The organism is Mycobacterium sp. Root265 (assembly GCF_001428895.1).
In the GTDB taxonomy this organism is placed as follows: Bacteria; Actinomycetota; Actinomycetes; order Mycobacteriales; family Mycobacteriaceae; genus Mycobacterium.
Window position 1 is genome coordinate 325578 of record NZ_LMJA01000029.1, and the last position, 23148, is coordinate 348725.

Below are 23148 nucleotides of genomic sequence, written 5' to 3' on the forward strand. Positions count from 1 at the left end.
GTCAGGCCGTCTTCCGCTGACGCAGCGGGCGTTGACGGATGAAGGTCGGCCACCAGAACCACGGCCCGAGCAGACGCATCATGCACGGCACGATGAACGACCGGACGACCAAGGTGTCCAGCAGCAGTCCGATGCAGACGGTGGAACCGAGCTGACCGATGGTCCGGAGATCACCCACAAGCATCGCCAGCATCGTGAACGCGAACACCAGTCCCGCGGACGTGACCACGCCGCCGGTGCTGCCCAGCGCGCGGATGAGCCCGGTGTTCAAGCCGGCACCCGTTTCCTCCTTGACCCGGGAGATCAGCAGCAGGTTGTAGTCCGAACCCACCGCCACCAGGATGATGAACGTCAGCGGCAGGACCAGCCAGTGCAACGACAGGCCGACCAGATGCTGCCAGAACAGCACCGAGAGACCGAACGCCCCCGCGTAGGAGAACGCCACCGTTCCGGGAATCACCAACGCCGCGATGAGACTCCGGGTCAGGTACAGCATGATCAGGAAGATCAACACGAACGCTGCGATCGCCACGATGAGCAGATCGGAGGTGGCGTACTGCTTGATGTCCTTGTTGTTCGAGCCCGCCCCGCCGATATAGATCTTCGCTCCGGCGAGGGACGTCTCCTTGAGCGCGGCTTTCACCGCTTCGGGGAACGCCTCGACGTGCTCGATGCCCTCCGGGCCCATGGCGTTGCCTTCGTGGGTGATGATGAACCGGGCGGCCTGCCCGTCCGGCGACATCATCAACTGCATACCGGTTTTGACGTCTTCGTTGTCGAACGCCTCCCGAGGAATGTAAAAGAAGTCATCGCTTCGGGATCGGTCGAAATCGTTGCCGACATTGATCAGGTCGCCGAAGGTCTGATCGGTCTGGGTGGACTGTAGATGCGCCGGGCCGTAGGAGTTGGTGATGACGACCTGCAGGGCCCGGGTGTCCTCCATCATCCGCTCCAGTTGTGCGATCAACTGCGGCAGCAGTTTGTCCACGGCCTCCAGTGAGGCAACGGCATTGGTGATCTCGGTCTCGAGGCTGTCGATACCGTCGAGCGCGTCGAACAGTGATCGCATCGCCCAGCACGCCGGAATGTCGAAACAGTGCGGCTCCCAGTAGAAGTAGTTGCGCAGTGGCCGAAGGAAATCGTCGAGGTTCGCAATGCCCTGGTTCATGTCCGCGGTGACCTGTTCCACGTTCTCCAGCGTGAGCACGGTCGAATGCAGTTCGTCGGACATCTTCTGGGTGAGGTCCAGCACCTGTGCCAGTACCTCGATCGACCGGGTCTGGATCGCGGCCTGTTTGTCGGTGTTCTCGTTCTGCTGTTCGTTGAACGGCAACTGCTGGCCGCTGCCGCTGCCCTGGGTGGTGAACAGGTAAGGGATCGTGGCGTGCTCGAGCGGCCTGCCCAGCGGCCGGGTGATGCTCTGCACCATGGCGACTCCGGGCAGCCGGATGAGGCTCTTGGCGACCCGGTCCAAGGAGATGAAGTCGGCTGAGTTCCGCATGTCATGGTCGGACTCGATCATCAGCATCTCGCTGAACAGCTTGCTTTCCGAGAAATGCCGGTTCGAGGCGGCGAAGCCGAGATTGGCTGAAGCAGTGGACGGTTGATACGCGCGGTCGTCATAGCTGACCCGGTAGGTCGGCACAAAGATCGCCCCCACCATGACGACGGCGCAACTGGCCACGAAGATGGGTTTGGGCCAGCGCACCACACTCGTTCCGATCCGCCGGTACAGCCGGGATCTGGCCGCCCGCCTGGGATCGAACAGGCCGAAAAGACTGCCCAACGTGAGTATCGCCGGTGCCAGCGTGAGAGCCGACGCGATGGTGAACAGCATGCTGATCGCCACCGCCGGACCCATGGTGTGGAAATAGTCCAGTCGCGCGAGGCTCAGGCAGTAGCAGGCACCGGCGATGGTCAATCCGGAACCGATGATGACGGGGGCAACGCTGCGATACGCGGTGTAGTAGGCCTGCTCCCGGCTTTCGCCGGCCTGCCTGGCTTCCTGGTAGCGGCCCAAAAGGAAGATGCCGTAGTCGGTCCCGGCACCGAGGGTCAGCGCCACCACGATGTTCACCGCGAACGAGGACAGCGGGATGAACCCGATGTGCCCGAGTGTGGCGATGATGCCCTTGGCCACCAGCATCTGGATCAGCACGCTGATCAAGGGCACCAGCAGGGTTGCCGGGGAGCGGTACACGACCAGCAGCATCACCACGATGAGCGCGATCGTCAGGATGGTGATGTTGTTCAGGCTGGAGTTGGCGATGGACAGGGTGTCGGCGGCGAGCGGCGCCGCACCGCTGACGTAGACGGTGAGCCCGGGTGGCGGCGCGTCGTGCGCGATGACATCCCGCACCGCCTGCACGGATTCGTTCGCCTGGATCTGTCCGGTGTTGCCTGCGAGCCGCAGCAGCACGAAAGTGGCCTTGCCGTCCACGCTTTGGGCTCCGGCAGCGGTGATCGGTTTGCCCCAGAGATCCATGACGTACTGCACGTGATCGGGGTCTTGCTTGAGCCTGCCCACCAGATCGTCGTAGTAGCGGTGGTCGCCGTCGTCCAACGGACGATCGGCTTCGAGCACGAGCATGGCCAGGCTGGTAGAGGTGGATTCCTGGAACTTCGCGCCGATGCGCATCATCGCGACCTGCGAAGGCGCATAGCCGGGGATCATCGAACCGGCGAGTTGTTCGGCGACCCTCTCGACCTGGGGGATGAAGGTGTTGGTGCTGACTGCGAGCAGGCCCCAGAAGATGATGATCGGCACGGCCAGCACACGCACGGTGCGTGCGACGCTCACGCGGACTTCACCCGGCAGGTGACATCAGCATCGTCATGGGTCGATGATTGTTCGTCGCGCACAACGTCGTTGACCAGCATTCGACATCCCACCTGACCACCGTCGACCTGTGCGGAGATGCTGCCGGACACCACCGTGAGGGTGGTGGTCTCGGTATGCGACCACGGCAGCGCAGTGAGGTCGACCCGATGTGGTTGCCCGTTGATGTCGACGTAGCTCAGGATCCCGCCGTCGCCGATGGATCCGAACAGCTCATAGGTCAGCCGCTTCGGGGTGAACTGCTCGGGTGCCTGTGCGGCCAGGACTGCGGGAACAGCTCCGGGTTCGGACATCTCGTGGACCTTCCAGACGCCCAACGAACCCGCGCCCAGTGCCACCACGGTGACAAGGGGCAGCCAGCCCTTCGCCAGAAGGCCGCGGCGCCTGCCCTGCGATGGCTGCTCGGTCACGAACAGAATTTATATCGTATCTACGATCTAAATGACAAGCGTGCCCGCGGGTTATATGTCCGCCTAGTGGGCCAAATATTAGTGAAACTCTGTGAAAAAGTCGCCAATGGAATCAAATGGTCGGCGAGAGGCGTTTCAGGCCGAGCCCGGATGGACCCTCGATGCATCCTATAAATGATATAAAGTCACGTATGAGTTCAACGCCGGTGGACGCCATATCCGCAATGATCACTTCGAGTGCAGATCTGTTGTGGCGGCATCTCGCCGAACGTGACGATCTCGGCGCCAGCGCCACACTGGTGCTCAATCGGCTGGATCGGGAAGGCCCGATGCGGGTGACAGCGCTCGCCGAGGCGGAAGGCTCCAGCCAGTCGGGTATGACACAGCTCGTGCAACGGATGGAACGCCAAGGGCTGCTGGAGCGCAGGAACGACCCCGACGATGGCCGGGCCTGCCTGGTGATGATCGGGAGGGCGGGCCGCCACCTGTGGAATGAGCGCGCCGATGTGCGCAAGCAACGCATCGCCGGTCTCCTCGACGGTCTGGCCGAGGAGGACCGGCAGGCGCTGTGGCTGGCGGCCCAGGTGGCATCCCGGCTGCTGGAAAAGATGCGCGATATTGCCGATGCGCCTCAGGGCGTGTAGCGCGCCACCTTGTCCGGGCGGATGACCACCCGCAGCAGGTCGGCGTCCAGCATCTCCTGCAGCTCGGCTGTCCGTGCCCCGTCATCGAGGTCCCAGTACCGGGCGGCCAGCCGGGCGGCGAGTTCCTGCGCCCCATGGTCTTCCAGACTCGTCGGTCCGGCAACCGCGACCCAGCGCTCACGTTCACCCACCGGGGCGGCCACCACCAGTGACGCGCGTGGGTCGGCGCGCAGGCGCCGCACCTTGGCCGCGTCGGCAAGGGTGAACAGCTCGACGGTCCCGTCGCCGGTGGCTTCGAACCACACCGGCCGGGGTTGCGGCGGGTCGGCGCCGGCGGCCACGGTGAAGAATCCGTAGAGCGGGCGGCGCAGGAACTCCAGGTCCTCGGGCGTCAGCTTCACCGGGACCACACTCCGGCCGCCGCGGTCCGCAGCACATAGTCCTCGAAGGTCCGCGCCGGCCGGCCCAGTACGGACGCCACCCCGTCGGTGGTCGTGGCCAGCGGACCGCCGTCCATCAGCACGAACATTTCGGAGACGTGCTCGGCATCCTTTTCACCGACGCCCTGTTCGACCAGGAGGGCGGTGTACTCGGCGGGGGAGATCTGCTTGTAGGTGATGGGTCGCCCCGACGCCCGGGAGATCATGTCGGCAGCTTCGGCGAAGGTGAGCGCGTCGGGGCCGGTCAATTCGTAGATCCGTTGGGCGTGCCGGCCGGGCTCGGCCAGCACCGTGGCCGCGACGTCGGCGACATCCTCGATGTCGATGAAAGGCTCGGGCGTCTCACCGGCCGGCAACGCGAGCTCCCCGGCGACCAACGGCGCGTGAAACAGGTCCTCGTCGAAGTTCTGAGCGAAGTTGTTGGGACGCAGAACGGTCCACTCCAACGCCGAACCGCGCACCGCCTCTTCGGCGGAACGCATGTCCAACCCGAAGCGTGAATCACCCCAGGTGTCGGCCCCGCGTCCGGACAACAGCACCAGGCGTTGCACGCCGGCGGCTTCCGCCCTGGCGACGAACTCCGGTGCGGGACCCACCACGGCGGGCGCCACCATGTACACGGCGGTGACGCCGTCGAGTGCCGCATCCCAGCCGGCAGGATCGGACCAGTCGAAGGGGGTCTTGCTGGATCGGGAGGCGAGCCGGGCGGCGATGCCGCGCAATCGCAGGCGGGCGGCGACGCGACGACCGGTCTTTCCGCTGGCGGCCAGAACGAGGATGTTGTCTTTGCTCATGACCCCATTCAAGGCGGGTTGCGCGGACGATTCCATGGGCATGAAGCCGGTATGCATGTGTATTCGTCTAACCTCGAGGGCATGGACGTGTTCGGTGATCTCTGCCGGGGAGTGCGTGCGCACGGCTCGCTGTTCGGCAGCTCGCAGCTGACCGCACCGTGGTCCCTGCACTTCGTGGACGGTGCGCCGTTGACCTTGTGCACCGCGCTGGACGGGCAGGGCTGGCTGGTCCCCGAGCACGGCCCGCCCGTGCGGATGCGCGACCGCGACACCGTGGTGGTGAAGGGGCCGGACACCTTCACCTTCGTCGACGACCTCGACACCGCCGCCGAGCCGATCGCCTGCGGGGAGATGTGCGCGAAGCCCGAGTACGGCGGCACCCGGCACCGGATCGGCTGGAATGACGAATGCGGGAGCGGCGCCGGGGCCACCACACTGGTGGTCGGCGCCTATCCGGTGCGGGGCGAGATCAGCCGCCGACTGCTGGACGCGCTGCCCGCGGTCCTGCACCTGGACAGCGGCGGGAACGGTGACGCGGTGCTGGACCACCTGGCTGCCGAGGCGGCGCTCGACATCCCCGGTCAACAGGTGGTGTTGGACCGACTGCTGGACTGGATGCTGGTCTGCACGTTGCGTACCTGGTTCGACAGCCCCGAAGGTCATCCGCCGACCTGGTGGACCGCCCAGCGCGACCCGGTGGTCGGTGACGCGCTACGACTGCTGCACGCCGATCCCGCTGCCCCGTGGACGGTTTCGTCGCTGGCCGCCGCAGCCGGTGTGTCCCGGTCGACACTGGCCAAACGCTTCAACGATCTGGTCGGCGAACCACCGCTGACCTACCTCACCGGGTGGCGGATGACCTTGGCGATGGACCTGCTGATCGAGCAGGAGACGGCGACGGTCAGAGAGGTCGCCCGCGCGGTCGGCTACACCGACCCGTTCACCTTCAGCGCCGCCTTCAAGCGGGTGCGCGGCGTGAACCCCAGCGAGTTCCGCCGCATCAACATCGCGTAAAGACCGGCCCCGCAGGCGTCAGGACTGCGTTCGGACAGCGGCGACGCCGGACAGCCCGACGTACACCTGGATGCATGACTCTTGCGATGGCCGCGCACAACCTGCCCGCCGCGGCGCTGACCGACCCCGCACTGGCCGATTGGGCTCGCGCGCACAGTGTCTCGGTGACCGCGCACGATGACCGCGGCCTCGACCTGGTGCGGCGCCACCGCATCCGGCCGTTCCAGGTCGTGTACCGGTGCGGGCCCGACAGCGCCGTCACCCGCCGTGCCGTGCGCCTGGGGGTACGCCGGTTCATCGTCGGCACCGCGCACCAGATGGCCCGCCTCGATGAATGCGCGGACGGGACGAAATACCTGTACCTCGACGATCACGCCCCGCTGATGCTGGGGGACCGTCGCCTGAAGGTCATCGGATTGCACGCCGACGTCGGCGACGCCACGGTGACCGACCAATGGGCCACCGCGGCGGTGGGGCTGGTGCAGCGCGCGGCGGTCCTGCAAGCATGCGGGGCAGGCGTCAAGCGCCTGGCCCTGTGCGGCGGATCAACCGGGCTGTGGCTGGACGATCACCGGCGAGCAGCGACCATCGTGGACATCGTCGATCAGGCGGTATGCCAGGAGTGCGACCGCAGCCACCTGCCGCGGCCGGTGATCACGTTCACCCCGCTGACCGCGGGGCCGGGGTGATGGAGCTCACCCGGCGTAACGGTGGGCGGTCCCTCCCGCGATGTACCCAGCATGTTCATTCGTTTGGGTATGGCGGTCGCGGTAGCTGCGACGACCCTGGTCGGATTGGCCGGCGGCACCGCCGCGGCCGCACCGCAGTGCGCCGACTTCCACTGGATCGGTGCCGCCGGTTCGGGCCAGCGTGACGGCGCCAACCTGACCGCCAACGGCGGTATGGGCGATGTGGTTTACCAGTCCTACCAGCAGTTGAGCTCCGAACTGGCCGCCAGCGGCCGGACCATCACGGCCGAGGCCGTGCAGTACCCGGCGGCCCCGGTTCCGCTCGGTGGCGGGGTCGGCGGCTGGATGGACTTCATGGACAGCGTCGAAGACGGCACCGATGCCGCCGCCGACCAGCTCGAGGCGTTCACCGCCAGGTGCCCCCAGACCAAGGTCGTGCTCGCCGGCTACTCCCAGGGCGCGATGGTGATCCACCGCAATCTGCACGACCTGGCCGACGCTCCGAACGTGGCGGCCGCGCTCCTGGTCGCCGACGGCGACCGGTTGCCCGCCGACACCACCATCAACCTGGGATCGACAGCGGTGCTGCCCGGCGCGGGCAAGGGCGTCGCGCAGGAGCACTCCTTCCTGGCCTCGACCGACACCTCGCCGCTGCCGCCGGCCATCGGTGCGCGCACCGTCAGCGTCTGCGACATCGGCGATCCGGTGTGTGACTACGACGCGGAGGCCGAAGAGCTGCCCGCCTCGGCCATCGTCATCCACACCTCCTACGCCCCCGCTGCGAGCGGACCTCACGCCTGGGGTGGGCCGTTGTACAACCTGGTGATGAGTTCCAGCCCGGTGCCGGTGGTTGCCGACGCCACGGCGTGAACTTCGGCGAACCCGTCGCCGGCATGCGGTCCCCCCGATAGGGTCGGACCAGCATGAACACTTCAGATACGTTGCGCCGCTTCAGTAAAGCCGGTGCCCTCGCCGTCAGTGTGCTGGTGTTTGCTGCGTGTGCAGCGCCCGACGATTCCGCGACCACGGAGTCACCCGGTGCGCCGGCGGCCAATGTGCCCACGACCACCGTGGCGCCCATCGTGAGCCCCACCCTGCTCGACGCCGGCACCTACCCGACGGCGCCCAGACCGCCGCTGGGCAATGCCGGTGACCCGCGCATCGGCGCTGTCACCGACGCCCAGAATCTCGCCGACCTCGTGATCGGTCCGTGGGAGGCCGACGAGGCCCTGGTCACCCCCTACCTGGCCACCTACTACCTTCTGGACTCAGCGGGGTCGCTGATGCAGTTCGCGCCGGAGACCGTCGCGCAGCAGGCCGAACGCCACGGGTTCGTCAATGGGTTCGCCTCGGCCCGGCAGGTCACCGACAAGACGGTGATGATGAATGCGGTGTTCCGGTTTCCCGACCCCGCGGCCGCCACCGCGGCCGCGAAGGACATGAACTCCGGTGCCGCCGCCCAGTCTGTCCGCGGCGCCACCCCGACGCCGGCGGTGATTCCCGGTCATCCCGAAGCCGCCGCCTCGACATACCCCTTCACCCCACACGAATCGGACAAGGAGTGGACGGTGGTCCGGTCGTTCTCCCCGCACGGCCCCTATGTGTTCATGCAACTCGTCCAGTCCGTCGACGGTTTCGATCCAGCCGCGGCGTTGGTGCGCAAGGCCATCGAGGTGCAGGGCCCACGGATCGACGAGTTCCAGCCGGCACCGGCCGATGCGCTGGCCGACGTTCCGCTGGACCCGACCGGTCTGCTGGCCAAGACACTGCCCCTGGCAGGCAGTGCCGCGCCCACGAAGAACGCCGTCTACACCCGGCGTGGCGCAGTGCACTTCCAGAGCAATCCCATCGCTTCCAAGACGCTGTTCACCGATACCGGCGTGACCGCCGTGGCCATGGCACTGACCAACGTCTACGAGGCAAAGAGTCCCGGTTTGGCATCGATGGTCGTCGGCTCCTTCAGCAAGGAGGTCACCGCGCAGGGCGCGGCGCCCGCCGACCCGGTGCCCGCCTTGCCCGACAGCCACTGCTCGGCGCGCGGAAAGGCGTTCTACTGCGTCGCCGCCGCGGGACGGTACGCCGTGGAGGTCAACGCCGAGTCGCTGCCGGCAGCGCATCAACAGATGGCGGCGCAGTACATCTTGCTGACCGCGGGCTGATCCTTCCCCCGATCGGGGGACATCGGGTTCACCCGGTGCGAGGGCCAGTTGGCCGACAGACGGGGCCTGCTGCCGGCGGCATTCTTGAGTCATCAGAACAGCAGCAACACAAAGGATTACGACATGAACGCCGTCACCCGCCGCATCGCCACCGGATTCGCCGTCGCCGCCGCACCGGCCATCATCGCGGTGGGCGCCGCCACCACATGCCACGCGCAGGCCACCGCGGTGAACACCTACGGACCCACCACCAGCCAGGCCGCCGCGACCCACCAGAGCCACGCACCGCAGACCGGGGTGAGCAGCCTGAGCCGTCGTCATCACCACGGCTACTACCACCGCCGCTGATTACTCCCGCGCCTGCCCGGGTACAGGGTTCCGGACAAGGTGACCACCAACCGTGAGGACAGCGCAATGACATCTCAGGACCCGAAGCCGACCGAAGTCCAGGCCGACGAAGAGGTGCTCGCACCGGCCACACCGGGGGCCGAAGCCCTGCCGACCGAGGAACCCGACGAGTCCGAGTAGCACCCGGCCCACCCGAAAACCCGTAGTCCCTCCGCGAAGGGACTACGGGTTTTCCGTGATTCTGTAACCCCGCAGCCGGTGCGAATGTCGTAGCAGCAGGAACGAACGCCGCTACGAAAGGAACACCATGTCGGACGTACTGGAGAAGCTCACCAAGGCGATGAAGGTCATCCAGGGGGTGCAACCACCGTTCATTCCCGAGGGTGCCCACGCGATGACCGCGATCATCGAGTGGGGACCGGGTGACCCCGGCGCCCCACCGCACCGCCACCCCGGCGGCCCTTGCTTCGGTTACGTCCTCGAAGGCGAGATGCTCTTCGAACTCGAAGGTGAGGCTCCGCGCGTCATCAAGGCCGGCGAAGCATTCTGGGAGCCGGGCGGCGATGTCATCCACTACTCCGACGGCAACAACCGCGACGATGTGCCGCTGCGCTTCCTGGTCACCATGCTGTGCTCACCCGAGCAGCAGATGTTCGTCATCGTGGACGACGCCGAACTCGAAGCCCGCCGGGACCGTCGCGTGCCGGGAGATGCGAAATGAAAATCGTCATCGCCGGCGCGACCGGCAACGTCGGAAAGCATGTCGTGAACGAGGGTCGTCGACGCGGCCATGATGTCATCGCGCTGTCCCGCGCATCCGGCCAGGATGTGACGACCGGCAAGGGCCTGGTGGAGGCGATGGCCGGCGCCGACGCCGTCATCGACGTGTCCAGCCAGATGATCATGAACACCGCCAAGGCGGTCGCCTTCTTCACCGACGCGACCCGCAACCTGCTGGCCGCCGAACGCACCGCCGGCGTCGGTCACCATGTGGCGCTCTCCATCGTCGGCATCGACGGTCTCGACACCGGTTACAACGCAGGCAAACTCGCCCAGGAGCGGCTGGTGTCAGAATCCGAGGTCCCGTGGACCCTGCAGCGCGCCACCCAGTTCCACGAGTTTGCCGGGCAGGCCTTGGCGCAGGGCACGATCGGACCCGTCGCTCTGGTGCCGAAGATGCTGCTCCGACCGGTGGCCGCCCGCGAGGTCGCCGAGCGTCTGCTCGACCTCGCCGAAGCAGGGCCGGCCGGTCGGGTGCGGGACCTCGTCGGGCCACGCGATGAGACGCTGATCGGCATGGTGCGAAAGACGTTCGCCCACGACGGCATCAAGCGCCGGCCCATCAGCGCCGTGCTGCCCGGAAAGTACTGGCGCGCCGCTCGCGCCGGAGCTCTGCGCGGCACCGATGACAGTGTCACGGGCCGGCTCACCTTCGACCATTGGCTGCAGAGCCCGGATAAGGAAATGTCGAAATGAAGATCACCATCGTCGGCGCCACCGGTCAGATCGGCAGCCAGCTCGTGCCCTTGCTGACGGCGGCCGGCCATCACGTCACCGCCGCCTCTCGTGACTCAGGGGTGGACGCGGCCATCGGATCGGGTCTGGATGCGGCGCTGGGCGACGCCGATGCCGTCATCGACGTACTCAACTCCCCGACCACGGAAGACGATGCGGCGCTCGCCTTCTTCACCGCGACATCGTCCAATCTGACCATGGCCGCGAAGAAGGCAGGGGTGCGGCACTACGTGTTGTTGTCCATCGTCGGTGTCGACGCCCTACAGGGTGGCGGATACCTGCGCGGCAAGGTCGTGCAGGAGAAAACCGTTGCGGACTCCGGACTTCCGTACACCATCGTGCGGGCGACTCAATTCCATGAGCTCACCGAGCTGATCGCCGGCTCGCTGGTCACCGACGGACAGGTGCACGCGCCCGATGCGCTGATCCAGCCGATCGCCTCGGCCGAGGTCGCCGCCGTGCTCGCCCGGATCGCCACCGAACCCCCCGCTGACGGCGTGCATGACGTGGGCGGGCCCGACACGTTGACCTTCGCGGAGATGGCGTCCCTGGTGCTGGGCCTGCCCGCCGTCGTCGACCCGGACGCCACCTATTTCGGCACGCCGGTGACCGAGCGCAGCCTGGTCACCGGCGACGACGCCGAGCGGGGGACGACCCGGCTCTCCGATTGGCTCGGTGCGCGATGAGTACGCTGAGCGAGGTCGTGAACGGCCGGCATTCGTCCCGAAAGTTTCTGCCGGACAGGCCGGTTCCGGTGCATCTGCTCGACGAGGCGCTGGCATTGGCGGCGCGGGCCCCGTCGAATTCCAATGTGCAGCCGTGGCGGCTGTTCCTGGCCACCGGAGACCGGCGCGACAAGCTGGCGGCCGCGTTGTCGGCGCAGGCCCACATCAGCCCGCCCGCAGATCTGGGACTTCCCGAGACGTTCGCCCCGCTGCGGCGTGAACTGGGTGCGCTCATCTACGGCGCAATGGGCGTCGCACGTGACGACGCCGAAGGCCGTTGGGCGGCCCAGCTGCGCAACTTCGAGTTCTTCGGCGCGCCGGTGGCCGGAATCATGTGCATGCACCGCGACCTGGGTCTGCCCGATGCACTCGGGGTCGGGATGTATCTGCAGACCCTGCTGCTGGCGCTGACCGAGCGCGGGATCGACAGCTGCGTGCAGGTGTCCACGGCGCTGTATCCCGACATCGCCCGCGAACAACTCGGGATTCCCGATGAGCTGACCGTCCTGTGTGGGCTGTGTATCGGTTACGCCGACCCGGATTTCGCTGCCAACAATCTGAGCATTCCGCGAAACAGCTTGGGTGACAACGTCATCATCCTGTGAACAACGCACGCAGCTCGCGCCGTGAGCGGATATTCAACTTGGCGAACACTTTCCGCAGGTGGTACTCGACGGTGTGCGCGCTGATGAACAGCTGGCCGGCGATCTCCTGATTGGTCAGACCCCGGCCGGCGAGCTGCGCGATCTGATGTTCCTGCGCGGTCAGCGCGTCACCGGTGGCCGTGGGTTGTTTGCGGGTCTTGGCTCCAGCCGCCTGAAGTTCGCGTCTGGCACGCTCGGCGAACCCCGTAGCGCCCATCTGCTGCAGCGAAACATGCGCCGCGCGAAGCTGATCACGGGCCTGCTTGGCGGCACGGTGTCTGCGCAGCCATTCCCCGTACAGAAGCTGGGTGCGTGCGAGGTGGATGGCCTGGCGGGTGCGGCCGAACTGATTCAGCGCTTCCTGAAAGAACTGTTCGGCTTCTTCCTCTCCGGCGAGCAGCGCCCGGGATCTCGCCAACGAGCCGAGCGCTCGCGGACTTCCGCAGGCGAGTGTGCGCCCTTCCAGCTGTTGCAGGGCGTCCGTGGCGCTGTCGGGGTCGTCGGCACGCACAGCGGCCTCGATGAGTTCGAGCAGTAGCTCGCTGAAAAATCCGAGGTCCTCGTATTCGAAGGCGCGCAGCGCGCCTTCCAGAGCCTCGGGGTAGCGGCTCTTGCCGTTGTTGAGGATCGCGGTGCCCAGGTACGCCAGGCCCGCGATGCGGCCCTCACCGCGGGCCGCGCTGTCCTTGAGTGCGGAGTTGATCAGACGCGTCGCCTCCGCGTCGTCCCCGCGCCACGCGGACAGCACCAGCCGGTGGTACTTGAGCGGTGTGTAACCGGTGGCTATCGCGGTCTCGTTGGCTTCCGCGACCGACGCCTGCGCCGATTCCAGCTCGCCGGCCTCCATATGTGCCCCCGCGCGTGCGAGCAGCGCAGACGGAAGCAACGCCAGCGCACCGCGTTCGGTGGCGAGACTCATTGCAGATGAGGCAATCTCGTGCCAACCCTCATCGTCCCACGCCTCATGGATCAGTGACTCGTGCACGACGGGAAAGCCCAGCCAGAACCACCGGTTGCGCTGGCCCGCGACCTCGTCGCGGCCGGCGCGCTTGAGGGTCTCCACCGCGCGGACCACCGCGGGCATCGACGCCGCGGCGCCGAGCGCCAGTCGATCGGCCAGCGCATGGGTGACCTCGTCCAGGGGGCGCGCGGGGGTCACACCGGCGAAGGCCCGCCGCGCAGCCACAGCGATCTGCTCGGCTTTCGGTCCACCCCGCCGGCCGAGGTACATGGCGGCGCTCATCGCCTCGAGGTAGGCCTCGGTGGCCATCTCGGCGTCCAGAAGCTCCAGTTGTGCTGCCACGGAGCTGAATCCGTCGACGGACGCGACGAGGGCCTCGGCGTCCCCCCGGGTCCGCGCCGACACGAACACCAGCCGGGTGCGTAACTGGGCCAGCCGGGCGCGCTGCAGCTCCGAGAGCGGGCAGAGTTCGGCCGTCGCCAGCAGCTGCTGCGCGGCCTCGAAGGAAGCTACTTCGCGATGGGTCTCCGCGGCGTCCAATGCCCGTATGCCCCGGGTGGCTGGGTCCGGCGTCAGTTCGACCGCACGGGTGAGAAACGCCGCGGCGGCCGCCGTCCCGCCCCTGAGGCGGGCCCGGCGGGCAGACGCTTCGAGTTCGTCGGCAACCTGCGCGTCGACGGTGTCGGCAGCCAGCGCGCGGTGCCAGGCGCGGCGGTCGGGGTCGGCGTCCGGGTCGGTGCACGCGGCCAGTGCCGCGTGCACGGTCCGGCGCTCATCCAGGGCGGCCGACCGGTAGACGACGCTGCGTGCGAGTGGATGCTGAAACTGCACCCGGGTCTCGATGGTGATCAGTCCGGCATCCTCGGCCTTTGTCGCCGCATCGGGCGGGAGGTCCAGATGCTGCATGGCGCGGCGTAGCAGGACCGGATCGCCGACCGGTTCTGAGGCCGCGAGGAGCAGGACTCGACGGGCCGCGAGCGGTAATGACTGCACGGTGGCCTGGTAGCGATCTTCGATCTCGGCGACGACGGGCCGCCGGTCCGGTCGCTGATAGCCGCCGGCCAGTTCCACGGCGCTCAGATCCTTGGTGATGGCCAGCAGTGCGAGCGGGTTTCCCCGCGCCTCGGCGACGATACGGTCGCGGACCGCAGGGTCCAGCCGTCCGGGAAAGCTGGTCTCCAGCAGCTCGCGCGCGTCCTCGTCGTCGAGGCCCCCGACCGCCATCGCGGGCAACCCGGAGATTCCGTCGATCGGTGTCCGCAACGCCAGCACCAGGCAGACCCGTTCGGCGAGCAGGCGGCGCGCGACGAAGAACAAGGTCTGGGCCGACACGGTGTCCAGCCACTGGACGTCGTCGATGACGAGCAGCACGGGCTGCTCCGCGGATGCGGCAGCAAGCAGACCGACCACGGCCAGACCGACGAGGAACCGGTCCGGCGTGGGCGCGGAGTCGCTGAGACCGAAGGCTCCCTCCAACGCGGCGCGCTGCGGAGCGGGCAACGCCCGCCGCATGTCCAGGATCGGTGCGCACGCCTGTTGCAGCCCGGCGAACGGAAGCTCCATATCCGACTCGATGCCGGTGGCGCCGAGCATCAGGAAGCCGGACGCGGACGCGCGCAGGTGCTGCAGCAGAGACGATTTGCCGATGCCGGCCTCGCCGAGGAGCACACGCACTCCGCTGCCGCCGGCGCGGACCGAGGCCAGCAGATCGTCCAGCACTCGGCACTCGGCGGCACGACCGGGTAGCGCAGTCATCGCGGCAAGTCTGTCACAGCGACAGCGCCGCCGCGGTTCTCGGTTCCCCCGATCGGGGGACATGGAATTCCCCCGGTGCAGGGGCCGGTTGGCCGACAGACCGCCCGCGGACTGCGGCGCATTGTTGAGTCATCAACAGCCCAGCGTCCCAGGAGATCACGAGATGAAGAGCATCGGCCACCAGTTCGCCACCGGAATCGCACTGCTGGGCGCCACCGCCATCCTGGCGGTCGGCGCCATGACCACCAATCAGGCCATGGCCGCCACCGCCGTCAACCCCGATGCGAGCGCCGTCCAGACGGTCTCCACTCATGTCGGTGCGCCGCAGCTCAATTCTGGCGTGGCAGAAGCTCGGTGACGAAGTTGTCGATGAAGTGCCGGGTGGGTACCGAACCCACGGTGCTGATGACGAACTTCGTCAGTCCGGCTTCGATGTAGCCGTCCAGCAATCGGTGCAACGCCGGCCAACTGTCGGCGATCAGATCACCGGGATCGCAATCGGGACGTTGCCGGCGGATGAGATCGCCCACCTGGGGCGGAACACCGCCCTCGGCGAACAGCACGGTGATCCCGAAATGGTCGGGTTCTATCGCGCGCCCCGCCTCGGTGGCCGCGGCGATGATGGATTGGCGCGCCCGACCGGCTTCCGCGGGTGTCAGGAAGCTACCGAGCCAGCCGTCGCCGTACGTGCCGACGCGACGCAGTGCCGCGGGGGCCGACCCGCCGAGCCACACATCGATCGGCGCGACCGGCCCGGTGTCCAGCCGGAAATCCAGGTCGAAGTGATCACCATGAAAGGACACGTCGGTGCCGGTGAGCGCCGCGCGCAGCAGGCTCAGGGACTCATCGAACAGCTCCGCCCGGCGACCCTCCGGCGCCGGGAACAGCCGGCGCTCGGCAGGCTGTGCGGCCCGCAGACCGAACACCGGGAGAATGCGTTTGGGTGCCAGGGCGCTCAGTGATGCCAGCTGTTTGGCCACCAGCACCGGGTGCCGCCCGGGCAGGATCGCCACGGACGTGCCGACTTTGAGCCGCGTGGTCCGCGCGATGGCGAAGGCCATCCCCACGGTGGGGTCGACGGCAGGTGAGTAGACGAGTTCGGGAAACCACAGGGAATCGACACCCGAGCTCTCCAGGGTGTCGACGATTTCGGCCAGGCCCCCGGGTGAGGTGCTACCGCCCAGCGCGACGCCGAATCGGACTTTCACTGCCCATCAGAGTACGTGCTGGTCCGCCCGACGGCAGATCTGCAGCACACGTCCCACGTGGGCTCCGGGAATGAGATTGAACTCGATGTCGGCCATCGCGCAGCGCGATTCCAGGGTTTTCAGCATCCAATAGCCGTCGCTGGCGAAGAAACCGACATGCGAGAGGTCGAGGATCATCCGCCGGCACAGCAGTACCTTGCTCAAGGTGTAGTCGAGCAACCGGTGCGTGTTCGCGGCGTCGACATCGCCGATCACGGTGATCACCGCCAGATCGATATCGCGCCATTCGGTCGCGAATTCCAGCGCCGCGGATCCGGGACGCGTCTGAGCGCCGTTGGTGAGCATTTCCGTCATGGCAGCCTCCGCAGGTCACGTCGTGATGGCTGCTGCTGAACCAGCCTCAACGCTACGCCGGGCAGGAATCCACAATCCGACTTTTCACATCCACCAAACGCACGGCGCGGCGGCAATCACCGGCGCAGCGTCTCATGTGGACTCTCCCCGAAGGTGCGCCGGTACAACACCGCGAAGCGCCCGGTGTGAGCAAACCCCCACCGGGCCGCGGTGGCAGCCACGGTGGTCACGCTGCGGTCGCTGGCGATGAGTTCCTCGCGGGCCCGGGCCAGCCGGACTTCGCGCAGGTAGGCGGTGGGCGTGGTGTCCAGATGCCGCCGGAACATGTACTGCACCGTGCGCGGCGACAGATACAGCGCAGAGGCCACATCCCCGACTCCGACATCGTGGGCGGCGTTGTCCTGGATGAACTCGACGGCCTGGCGGAGCAGCGCGGGGTACACGTCACCGGCGCCCTCCGGCGTGCCCTCGGCGGGCAGGTCATTCGGGAATGCGGTGAGGATTGCGCCAGCCAGCATCCGGCCCGCCGAAGCCAACAGGATGCGGTTCTCGGGTGGCTCGTGCGCGGTGAGGATGCGGTTCAGGAAGCGTTCGGTGGCTTCCAGTGTGCGTCCCGCCGTCACCGACGTCGGGGTGAGACCGGTGAAGCGCGGCACCGATGCGGCGTCGGTATCGATGGCCGCGACCTCGGTCAACAACGTGCGGGCCACCACCACGGAACGCAGCTGAGCGTCGACCAGGCGGACCCGGACTCCGCCGACGCCGGTGGAGGCCAGCAACCATTCGCCGGGTCCGGCGGTGCCGCTCAGCCGGCCGTGCTCCACCTCGGCCCGGCCACTCTGGACGAACAGTGCGACCACCGAGGGCACCCGGTCGGCCCGTAGCAACACGTCACCGTCATGCCGGATCTCTTCGATCGCGTAGCTGCCGATGTCCACCCGCGTGTGCGCGCAGTAGCACCCGCCGGAGGCCTCATCGGCGCGGGTGATGGTGAATCGAGCTGAATAGGCCTGGTCGAGATGCTTCTGGATCAGGTCTGAGTCGTTGGAGTCGATGCCAGAACGCTCTGGCCAGGCATCAACACGGTCGGTCGTCATCAGGGCTCCATAAGGAAACAGCACCGGATGGGCATCGACCTGAACCCACGTTCACTTAAGTCTAACCTGGCGATACACGTCGTCGCTGCTCCCCTCCCGGAATGGACGGCTCACAGCCATCGGTCGAGGGATGATGGCACCGGTCAGCTCACCTGCGCAGTGCCGAACGCGCATGATTCGGCCGGTTTCCGGCCACCAAGCGAAGTATCGGGTGGTCAGGGTTTATGTGACGTCTGAATGACTTGTTCGGCAACGGATATCAGCGGGGTGTTGGTCTCTTGAGACAGTCGCCGGAGCAACCCGAAGGCGGCGGCGGCATCGATGCTGTAGCGCTCCATCAGCATCCCCTTGGACTGTCCGATGACATCGCGTGAGGTGAGCGCGCTGCGAAACTGGTCGTCGCGCAGCAGGAGGTTCCACGCCACCGCCGTATGGGTGGCCAGGATCAGTCCCACTTCCAGGGATTCCTCGTCGAAGGCGTCGACGCGATCGCTGTAGAAGTTCAACGCGCCCATCGACTCCCGATCCTTGAACAGCTGGAACGACTGGGCGGATCGAACATTGGTGTTTCGCGCGGCCTCTCGGCAGAACACCGGCCAACGTGTCTCGGCCGCAATGTCTCTGATCCGGATCGTGTGCTGCTCCCATGCCGAAGTGAGGCAGGGCCCCTCGCCGGTGCGGCGCTGGATCTCGTCGAGTTCGTCGGCCATCGCATCAGAAGCCGCCACCGACCTGACGGTGCCGTCCCGGGTCGCAATGGTGATGCCCGCGCAGATCGCCCCGGGCAGGAGCGCTGCGGCATTCTTCGTCAGTTCACGCAGGGCACTTTCGGTGTCGCTGGGCTGGTTGCGCTCAAGATCGCGGAGCATCTCCGCGAAGCGCAGAGCGATCTCTCCATGCGAGCTTTCCGACATCTACCGACGATAGTCCGGTTTCCGCCCTCAGCGGTCGAGGAACTCAAGTCTGGGCGCGCAGATCTTCGCTCGCGCCGAGGATCTCGTCGACGACGTCAGCGAGCGTGCGCGTGGGCAGTGACGGTACGCGTCGGGGTGGCCACGGGAGCGGCGGTGCGCCGCAACTGGCGTTCGGCACGTGAGATGCGCCGGTTGAGGCACCGGTCGTCGCGTTTGGTCAGGGTGCGGCTGCGCAGCGCGAGCAGATCGAGCTGCTGCCAGCTGAGCCCGTCGAGGTCACCGTCGGAATCGTGGGTGGCGATCACCACGGCGCCGCGTAGCAGTGGGACGTTCTTGGCGTCGAAAGAGGTTGTGGCGAGCAGTAGTTCGGTGGCACTCCGGTTGACGCGGCGCTGGCACCCGCGGGTGGACGGGCTGAACCAGAAATCGAACTGGCGATCAGCGCTGGTGAGCGACTGCAGCCCCTGATCATGCATCAACCGGGTGATATCGGCGGTGCTATATGCGCGCGTTTCGTATGCGGCGCCATTGGCGCTGAAGTACAGGACGGTATTCATTCAGATGATCCATTCGGCTCTCTTGTCGTTTTTCAGGACCGCGCAGAGCGTGCTCCGCGCTGTGACCAGAGTTACCCGTGTGACAATCGGGGTAAACCTCGATAACGATTCAGACTCGGGGAAGATCGCCGGAGAGCTTCGCGGGGCGGCACACCAGCGCCACCGTGAGCGTGAGCGCCGCGGCCACCGCGAACGCCACCTGCACGTTCGCCACGTCGGCGGCGCCGCCGAGCAGTGCCGCGGCGATGGGCCGCGAGCCGAGGAAGCCGACCAGCCACAACGCCATGATCCGGCCCCGCAGTTCCTGGGGCGCGCGTTCCTGGACGACGGTGCTCAGGCCCGTCAGCGCCCAGCCGAAGCCCAGGCCGGCCAGCGCGAAACCGGCCAGGGCCACCGCCGGGATCACGCCGACGGCCAATACCGCACAGCCCAGGCCCAGCCCGGCCAACCCGACCGAAGACACCTGAGCCGAGGCCATCCTGCCGCGCATCAGCGCAAGCACCACCATGCCCAGCGCCGCACCGATGCCGAATACCGCCGACAGTGTGCCGACCATGCGGGTGTCCCCGCCGAGCGAATCGGCGAGTGAGGGCGCCAGGGTGATCGACGGGTCGGCGGCGACGCCGACGGTGGTCACGGCGACCAGCGCCAGCAGCAGCGGCCGGTCGCGCCAGACGTATTTCAGGGCGGTGCGCACGCGATAGTCGGCGCCGGACACCTTCTCCGCCGGGGCGGGCAGGCGGATCACCACGAGGAACAACGCGAACACCAGGTGTAGCCCGGCGCTGACCGCGAAGCCGGTGGCGGCGCCGAAGTGCGCGGCCAGATAGGCGCCGGCCGCGGGACCGAGGATCCGGCCGATGGTCATCGGAATGCTGTTGAGCGCCATTGCCGTCGAGAGTTCGCCCTCGCGGATGAGGTCGGGCACGATCGCCTGCATGGCCGGCCCGCCGACGACGAAGCCGAATCCGACCAGGGTCGAGCCGATCAGCACCGGCAGCGCGGCCGACAGGCCCTGCAGCTCGGGCTCGATGAACATCCACACCGCGATGGAGCCGGAGCCCATCAGGCACAGCACCCGGCCGAGCAGGATCTGTCGGCCCGGATCGCCGGTGTCGGCCCACTTGCCACTGATCGGGCTGAGGATCAGTTGAGGCCCGAACTGCACGACGCCCACCAGGCCGACCATCAGAGCTGAGCCGGTCGCGTCGTACATCACGACCGCGGCGATGATGCTGTGCGTCCACACCGCGACGACGGAGAACATCTTGCCCCAGAACAGGGCACCGAAGACGGGGTCGAACATGAGCGCCAGTGCGCTGCGCGGACGCGTGAGGACGGTGCTCACTTACAGGCCGCCGCTTCGATCCGTTCGGTCAGACGCTCGAGCAGTGTGACGAGCCGGTCGACATCGGCGGCGTCCCAGTCGGCGACGGTTTCGGCGACCAGGTCGCGCCGCCGGTCGGTCACGGTGGCCAGTGCCTTCACTCCGATGTCGGTGAGCATCAGGACGCTGCGACGCTGGTCGTCATCGGCCGAGGATTTGGTCAGCAGCCCGGCGGCGACCACCGCGGACACCGTTCGGCTGGCGGTCGAATGCTCGACGGCCAGGTACTCGGCAACGTCTCCGATCGACGCGCCGGCGCCGTTTCGCTGATGGTGCTCGACGGCGCGCAGCGTGCGCAGTGTCGACACGTTGGTGACTGGGTCCGCGCCGTCGAGCAGTCGGCGGCGCCAGGAGGGCCGTTGCCGCGCCACATGGATGCGGGTGAGCAGGTCATCCAGGTGGTCGAAGGGCGAAGAAGGCACTAAATATGTTTAGCACATACAAATTTATCCAGTGAGGGCACCGCCCGCGGCACGCCACTGGACGAGCCCACCACTCATGTTGACCGCCTCGAAGCCGTTCTCCACCAACAGATTTGCCGCACCGGCCGAGCGTAGTCCGCCGGTGCAGAAGGCGATGAGCAGCCGATCGTCGGGAAGCTCCAGGCACCGTTCGGGTAACTGCTCAAGCGGCATGTGCACGGCATCGGGGATGTGCACGCGATTCCACTCGAAGCTGCGGCGAACGTCCACGACGAGCGCGCCCTCGGAGGTCAGCCGCACCGCCTCGGCCGCGGTGATGGCGGGCGGCCGATGCAGGTAGTGCCGGAATTTCATGTGTAGCTCGAACCGGGCCGGACGATCATCAGCACCACCACGACGGCCCACAGCAGGTTGAAGACACCGGTCCAGATGCCGAGCCGCCGCAATCCGGCCGCGCCTTCCGGGGCCGCGAGCGCCGCCCGTTGACGCGGGGTGATCTGCAGCGCGAGCAGGCCGCCGGCCAAGGCGGTCAGCAGCATCGCGACCAGCACCCACACCTCCGTTGCGCGGCCCTGCGCGAATGCGAGTGCCAGACCGACGACCGGCACGGTCACGGCCAGCAGTCCGTACACCCGGGTGATGCGGTGCAGCACCACGGCCACCTCCCCGCTGTCGGGGGCGTATCGGGGAAACAGGCTGGTCGACACGGCAACCGGGCCGATGAACAGGATGCCGGCGATGACGTGCACCGACAGTAGGAAGGCCTCCATAACCTTCAGGGTAACTGAAGGTTATGGATTCCTGGTGACCATCTCCTCCATCAGCGCGCGCAGCGCCGACGTCAGTCCGGGGTGCTGAGCGGTGAACGCGGCATCCAGCCGGGTCACCTCGCCGGCCGCCTGCGCCAACAGGGACGCGCCCTTCTCGGTGACCCGCAGGCTGGACGCCGACCCGGCGTGCGCGGTCCCGTCGTCGACGAGCCCGGCCTCGGCGAACGCCGACACGGCGGCATGGGCACTCTGCACGGTGATCCGCGAGCGCCGCGCCAGTTCACTGAAGGAGATGCCCGGCATGCCGCGGATGTGGCCGAGCAGCCCGTACTTCCGCGTCGTCAGGCCCAATGGCTTCAGCGCATCGGCGAGCGCGGCGTCCCACGTCCGGCTCACCGTCAGCAACCCGATGGTGGGGCTGAAGGGCGGCGGCTCGGACATGCAGGCAGGGTACCTGGCGCCGGCTGCTTCACCTCAGCAAAATCTGGGTACCCGAATCCGGCAGTCGACCCGACCGGAAGGACCCATGACCGCACCTCCCAGAGACGTCATCGGCGCGGTGGCCACCGCGTTCTCCGCCAAGGTGGTCGGTCAGACGAACCTCCGCGAATCCATCCTGCTCGTCCTGCTCTCGGGCGGTCATCTGCTCATAGAGAGTGTTCCCGGCCTCGCCAAGACCACCGCGGCACGTGTGGTCGCCGAGGCCATCGACGGCAGCTTCCGCCGCATCCAGTGCACGCCCGATCTGCTGCCCAGCGACATCATCGGCACGCAGATCTACGAGGCGGCCAGCAATACCTTCGCCACCCAGTTGGGTCCTGTGCACGCCAATATCGTGCTGCTCGACGAGATCAACCGCTCCAGCGCCAAAACGCAGAGCGCGATGCTGGAGGCGATGGAGGAACGCCAGACCACGATCGCCGGCGTCGAATACCCGATCCCCGAACCGTTCCTGGTCATCGCCACCCAGAACCCGGTGGACCAGGAGGGCACCTACCCGCTGTCGGAAGCCCAGACCGACCGCTTCATGCTCAAGGACCTCGTACAGTATCCCTCCGTCGAGGAGGAAGTCGAGATCATCGATCGGATGGACGCGGGCCTGTACGACCGTGACCACCGTTCCGCTCCCGTGGTGACCACCGCCGACGTGCGACGGGCCCGGGCCGTCGTGCGGTCCGTGCACATGGACCGGGCGCTGGTCGAATACGCCAGCCGGCTGGTCGCGGTGACACGCGAGCCCGAGCGACACCTGCCCGCCAACCTTGCCCGGCTCGTGGAGTACGGGGCGAGCCCGCGCGCGACCATTGCATTGTGCCGCACCGCAAGGGCTTTGGCGGTGCTGCGGGGACGCAACCACGTACTGCCCGACGATATCGCGCGCCTGGCGCACCGCGTACTGCGCCACCGCCTGGTTCTCGGTTTCGAGGCGGCGAGCGCACGGATCACACCTGACGTCGTGATCGACGCAGTGCTGCAAACAGTTCCGGTGCCGTGAGGCCGGC

27 protein-coding genes are annotated in these 23148 nt (G+C 67.3%); 12 read left to right on the top strand and 15 right to left on the bottom strand.

Annotated elements, in window-relative coordinates:
• Position 1: 1 nt before the first annotated feature.
• Together ASE48_RS22215 and ASE48_RS22220 are read right to left on the bottom strand one after the other, a co-directional pair.
• Complete coding sequence (locus tag ASE48_RS22215; RefSeq protein WP_057169294.1) at positions 2 to 2818, bottom strand: MMPL/RND family transporter; 2817 nt, start codon at positions 2816 to 2818, stop codon at positions 2 to 4.
• Positions 2797 to 3249: an MmpS family transport accessory protein gene (locus ASE48_RS22220; protein ID WP_235571426.1), complete on the bottom strand. Its 453-nt coding sequence runs from the start codon at positions 3247 to 3249 to the stop codon at positions 2797 to 2799. The genes ASE48_RS22215 and ASE48_RS22220 overlap by 22 nt, the downstream gene beginning before the upstream one ends.
• A gap of 224 nt (positions 3250 to 3473) precedes the next feature.
• Between ASE48_RS22220 and ASE48_RS22225 the strand changes: the two genes are divergently transcribed.
• On the top strand, positions 3474 to 3893 hold the full coding sequence (locus ASE48_RS22225; protein ID WP_235571427.1) for a MarR family winged helix-turn-helix transcriptional regulator: 420 nt from the start codon (positions 3474 to 3476) through the stop codon (positions 3891 to 3893).
• Here ASE48_RS22225 and ASE48_RS22230 read toward each other — a convergent pair.
• Together ASE48_RS22230 and ASE48_RS22235 are read right to left on the bottom strand one after the other, a co-directional pair.
• Positions 3881 to 4303 (bottom strand): pyridoxamine 5'-phosphate oxidase family protein, encoded by a 423-nt coding sequence (locus ASE48_RS22230; RefSeq protein WP_057169296.1) that lies wholly within the window; start codon positions 4301 to 4303, stop codon positions 3881 to 3883. The genes ASE48_RS22225 and ASE48_RS22230 overlap by 13 nt on opposite strands.
• On the bottom strand, positions 4291 to 5127 hold the full coding sequence (locus ASE48_RS22235; protein WP_057169400.1) for an NAD(P)H-binding protein: 837 nt from the start codon (positions 5125 to 5127) through the stop codon (positions 4291 to 4293). The genes ASE48_RS22230 and ASE48_RS22235 overlap by 13 nt, the downstream gene beginning before the upstream one ends.
• Positions 5128 to 5208: 81 nt before the next feature.
• On the opposite strand from ASE48_RS22235, the gene ASE48_RS22240 reads away from it, so the two are divergent.
• From ASE48_RS22240 to ASE48_RS22280, 9 genes are all read left to right on the top strand, one after another.
• A complete protein-coding gene (locus ASE48_RS22240; RefSeq protein WP_057169297.1) occupies positions 5209 to 6141 on the top strand; it encodes an AraC family transcriptional regulator in 933 nt (310 codons plus the stop codon).
• 74 nt (positions 6142 to 6215) lie between these two features.
• Positions 6216 to 6830, top strand: coding sequence for a hypothetical protein (locus ASE48_RS22245; protein WP_156409325.1), 615 nt, complete (start codon positions 6216 to 6218; stop codon positions 6828 to 6830).
• A gap of 51 nt (positions 6831 to 6881) precedes the next feature.
• The gene (locus tag ASE48_RS22250; RefSeq protein WP_057169299.1) at positions 6882 to 7700 is read left to right on the top strand and encodes a cutinase family protein; all 819 of its coding nucleotides are present in this window, start codon (positions 6882 to 6884) and stop codon (positions 7698 to 7700) included.
• Between the two features lie 53 nt (positions 7701 to 7753).
• Positions 7754 to 8989 (top strand): DUF7373 family lipoprotein, encoded by a 1236-nt coding sequence (locus ASE48_RS22255; RefSeq protein ID WP_057169300.1) that lies wholly within the window; start codon positions 7754 to 7756, stop codon positions 8987 to 8989.
• Between the two features lie 123 nt (positions 8990 to 9112).
• Entirely contained in the window at positions 9113 to 9337 is a 225-nt protein-coding gene (locus ASE48_RS22260) for a hypothetical protein (RefSeq protein WP_057169401.1), read from the top strand.
• A gap of 307 nt (positions 9338 to 9644) precedes the next feature.
• Entirely contained in the window at positions 9645 to 10058 is a 414-nt protein-coding gene (locus ASE48_RS22265; protein WP_057169301.1) for a cupin domain-containing protein, read from the top strand.
• Positions 10055 to 10813 carry an SDR family oxidoreductase gene (locus tag ASE48_RS22270; RefSeq protein ID WP_057169302.1) on the top strand — a complete coding sequence of 253 codons (759 nt, stop codon included), beginning with the start codon at positions 10055 to 10057 and terminating at the stop codon, positions 10811 to 10813. Before ASE48_RS22265 ends, ASE48_RS22270 begins: the two co-directional genes overlap by 4 nt.
• The gene (locus ASE48_RS22275) at positions 10810 to 11538 is read left to right on the top strand and encodes an SDR family oxidoreductase (RefSeq protein WP_057169303.1); all 729 of its coding nucleotides are present in this window, start codon (positions 10810 to 10812) and stop codon (positions 11536 to 11538) included. Before ASE48_RS22270 ends, ASE48_RS22275 begins: the two co-directional genes overlap by 4 nt.
• Positions 11535 to 12182: a nitroreductase gene (locus ASE48_RS22280; RefSeq protein ID WP_057169304.1), complete on the top strand. Its 648-nt coding sequence runs from the start codon at positions 11535 to 11537 to the stop codon at positions 12180 to 12182. Before ASE48_RS22275 ends, ASE48_RS22280 begins: the two co-directional genes overlap by 4 nt.
• Here the strand turns inward: ASE48_RS22280 and ASE48_RS22285 are convergent.
• Complete coding sequence (locus tag ASE48_RS22285; protein ID WP_082614352.1) at positions 12172 to 14937, bottom strand: helix-turn-helix transcriptional regulator; 2766 nt, start codon at positions 14935 to 14937, stop codon at positions 12172 to 12174. The two genes, ASE48_RS22280 and ASE48_RS22285, sit on opposite strands and share 11 nt — an antisense overlap.
• 163 nt (positions 14938 to 15100) lie before the next feature.
• Between ASE48_RS22285 and ASE48_RS22290 the strand changes: the two genes are divergently transcribed.
• Complete coding sequence (locus ASE48_RS22290) at positions 15101 to 15295, top strand: hypothetical protein (RefSeq protein ID WP_057169305.1); 195 nt, start codon at positions 15101 to 15103, stop codon at positions 15293 to 15295.
• Here the strand turns inward: ASE48_RS22290 and ASE48_RS22295 are convergent.
• The 10 genes from ASE48_RS22295 to ASE48_RS22340 all read right to left on the bottom strand — a co-directional run bounded on the left by ASE48_RS22295 (position 15267) and on the right by ASE48_RS22340 (position 22087).
• A complete protein-coding gene (locus ASE48_RS22295; RefSeq protein ID WP_057169306.1) occupies positions 15267 to 16145 on the bottom strand; it encodes a TIGR03854 family LLM class F420-dependent oxidoreductase in 879 nt (292 codons plus the stop codon). The genes ASE48_RS22290 and ASE48_RS22295 overlap by 29 nt on opposite strands.
• Positions 16146 to 16151: 6 nt before the next feature.
• Entirely contained in the window at positions 16152 to 16499 is a 348-nt protein-coding gene (locus ASE48_RS22300) for an STAS domain-containing protein (protein WP_057169307.1), read from the bottom strand.
• A gap of 116 nt (positions 16500 to 16615) precedes the next feature.
• Positions 16616 to 17596 (bottom strand): helix-turn-helix transcriptional regulator, encoded by a 981-nt coding sequence (locus tag ASE48_RS33525; protein WP_057169308.1) that lies wholly within the window; start codon positions 17594 to 17596, stop codon positions 16616 to 16618.
• Between the two features lie 215 nt (positions 17597 to 17811).
• Complete coding sequence (locus tag ASE48_RS22310) at positions 17812 to 18510, bottom strand: GAF and ANTAR domain-containing protein (RefSeq protein ID WP_057169309.1); 699 nt, start codon at positions 18508 to 18510, stop codon at positions 17812 to 17814.
• 95 nt (positions 18511 to 18605) lie between these two features.
• On the bottom strand, positions 18606 to 19067 hold the full coding sequence (locus ASE48_RS22315) for a hypothetical protein (RefSeq protein WP_057169310.1): 462 nt from the start codon (positions 19065 to 19067) through the stop codon (positions 18606 to 18608).
• 109 nt (positions 19068 to 19176) lie between these two features.
• A complete protein-coding gene (locus ASE48_RS22320; RefSeq protein ID WP_057169311.1) occupies positions 19177 to 20415 on the bottom strand; it encodes an MFS transporter in 1239 nt (412 codons plus the stop codon).
• Positions 20412 to 20876 carry a MarR family winged helix-turn-helix transcriptional regulator gene (locus ASE48_RS22325; protein ID WP_057169312.1) on the bottom strand — a complete coding sequence of 155 codons (465 nt, stop codon included), beginning with the start codon at positions 20874 to 20876 and terminating at the stop codon, positions 20412 to 20414. The genes ASE48_RS22320 and ASE48_RS22325 overlap by 4 nt, the downstream gene beginning before the upstream one ends.
• A gap of 24 nt (positions 20877 to 20900) precedes the next feature.
• Entirely contained in the window at positions 20901 to 21230 is a 330-nt protein-coding gene (locus ASE48_RS22330) for a rhodanese-like domain-containing protein (RefSeq protein ID WP_057169313.1), read from the bottom strand.
• Positions 21227 to 21646 (bottom strand): hypothetical protein, encoded by a 420-nt coding sequence (locus ASE48_RS22335; protein ID WP_057169314.1) that lies wholly within the window; start codon positions 21644 to 21646, stop codon positions 21227 to 21229. Before ASE48_RS22335 ends, ASE48_RS22330 begins: the two co-directional genes overlap by 4 nt.
• A 21-nt stretch (positions 21647 to 21667) precedes the next feature.
• Entirely contained in the window at positions 21668 to 22087 is a 420-nt protein-coding gene (locus tag ASE48_RS22340) for a MarR family winged helix-turn-helix transcriptional regulator (RefSeq protein ID WP_057169315.1), read from the bottom strand.
• Positions 22088 to 22172: 85 nt separating this feature from the next.
• Here ASE48_RS22340 and ASE48_RS22345 point away from each other — a divergent pair, with 85 nt between their 5' ends.
• The gene (locus tag ASE48_RS22345) at positions 22173 to 23141 is read left to right on the top strand and encodes an AAA family ATPase (protein ID WP_057169316.1); all 969 of its coding nucleotides are present in this window, start codon (positions 22173 to 22175) and stop codon (positions 23139 to 23141) included.
• Positions 23142 to 23148 lie beyond the last annotated feature (7 nt).

Bases quoted from the DNA above. Each gene is read 5' to 3' on its own strand.
- ASE48_RS22225 (WP_235571427.1), top strand. From the start codon at position 3,474: ATGATCACTTCGAGTGCAGATCTGTTGTGGCGGCATCTCGCCGAACGT.
- ASE48_RS22235 (WP_057169400.1), bottom strand. From the start codon at position 5,127: ATGAGCAAAGACAACATCCTCGTTCTGGCCGCCAGCGGAAAGACCGGT.
- ASE48_RS22240 (WP_057169297.1), top strand. From the start codon at position 5,209: ATGGACGTGTTCGGTGATCTCTGCCGGGGAGTGCGTGCGCACGGCTCG.
- ASE48_RS22245 (WP_156409325.1), top strand. From the start codon at position 6,216: ATGACTCTTGCGATGGCCGCGCACAACCTGCCCGCCGCGGCGCTGACC.
- ASE48_RS22250 (WP_057169299.1), top strand. From the start codon at position 6,882: ATGTTCATTCGTTTGGGTATGGCGGTCGCGGTAGCTGCGACGACCCTG.
- ASE48_RS22255 (WP_057169300.1), top strand. From the start codon at position 7,754: ATGAACACTTCAGATACGTTGCGCCGCTTCAGTAAAGCCGGTGCCCTC.
- ASE48_RS22260 (WP_057169401.1), top strand. From the start codon at position 9,113: ATGAACGCCGTCACCCGCCGCATCGCCACCGGATTCGCCGTCGCCGCC.
- ASE48_RS22265 (WP_057169301.1), top strand. From the start codon at position 9,645: ATGTCGGACGTACTGGAGAAGCTCACCAAGGCGATGAAGGTCATCCAG.
- ASE48_RS22270 (WP_057169302.1), top strand. From the start codon at position 10,055: ATGAAAATCGTCATCGCCGGCGCGACCGGCAACGTCGGAAAGCATGTC.
- ASE48_RS22275 (WP_057169303.1), top strand. From the start codon at position 10,810: ATGAAGATCACCATCGTCGGCGCCACCGGTCAGATCGGCAGCCAGCTC.
- ASE48_RS22280 (WP_057169304.1), top strand. From the start codon at position 11,535: ATGAGTACGCTGAGCGAGGTCGTGAACGGCCGGCATTCGTCCCGAAAG.
- ASE48_RS22285 (WP_082614352.1), bottom strand. From the start codon at position 14,937: ATGACTGCGCTACCCGGTCGTGCCGCCGAGTGCCGAGTGCTGGACGAT.
- ASE48_RS22290 (WP_057169305.1), top strand. From the start codon at position 15,101: ATGAAGAGCATCGGCCACCAGTTCGCCACCGGAATCGCACTGCTGGGC.
- ASE48_RS22300 (WP_057169307.1), bottom strand. From the start codon at position 16,499: ATGACGGAAATGCTCACCAACGGCGCTCAGACGCGTCCCGGATCCGCG.
- ASE48_RS33525 (WP_057169308.1), bottom strand. From the start codon at position 17,596: ATGACGACCGACCGTGTTGATGCCTGGCCAGAGCGTTCTGGCATCGAC.
- ASE48_RS22310 (WP_057169309.1), bottom strand. From the start codon at position 18,510: ATGTCGGAAAGCTCGCATGGAGAGATCGCTCTGCGCTTCGCGGAGATG.
- ASE48_RS22315 (WP_057169310.1), bottom strand. From the start codon at position 19,067: ATGAATACCGTCCTGTACTTCAGCGCCAATGGCGCCGCATACGAAACG.
- ASE48_RS22330 (WP_057169313.1), bottom strand. From the start codon at position 21,230: ATGAAATTCCGGCACTACCTGCATCGGCCGCCCGCCATCACCGCGGCC.
- ASE48_RS22335 (WP_057169314.1), bottom strand. From the start codon at position 21,646: ATGGAGGCCTTCCTACTGTCGGTGCACGTCATCGCCGGCATCCTGTTC.
- ASE48_RS22340 (WP_057169315.1), bottom strand. From the start codon at position 22,087: ATGTCCGAGCCGCCGCCCTTCAGCCCCACCATCGGGTTGCTGACGGTG.
- ASE48_RS22345 (WP_057169316.1), top strand. From the start codon at position 22,173: ATGACCGCACCTCCCAGAGACGTCATCGGCGCGGTGGCCACCGCGTTC.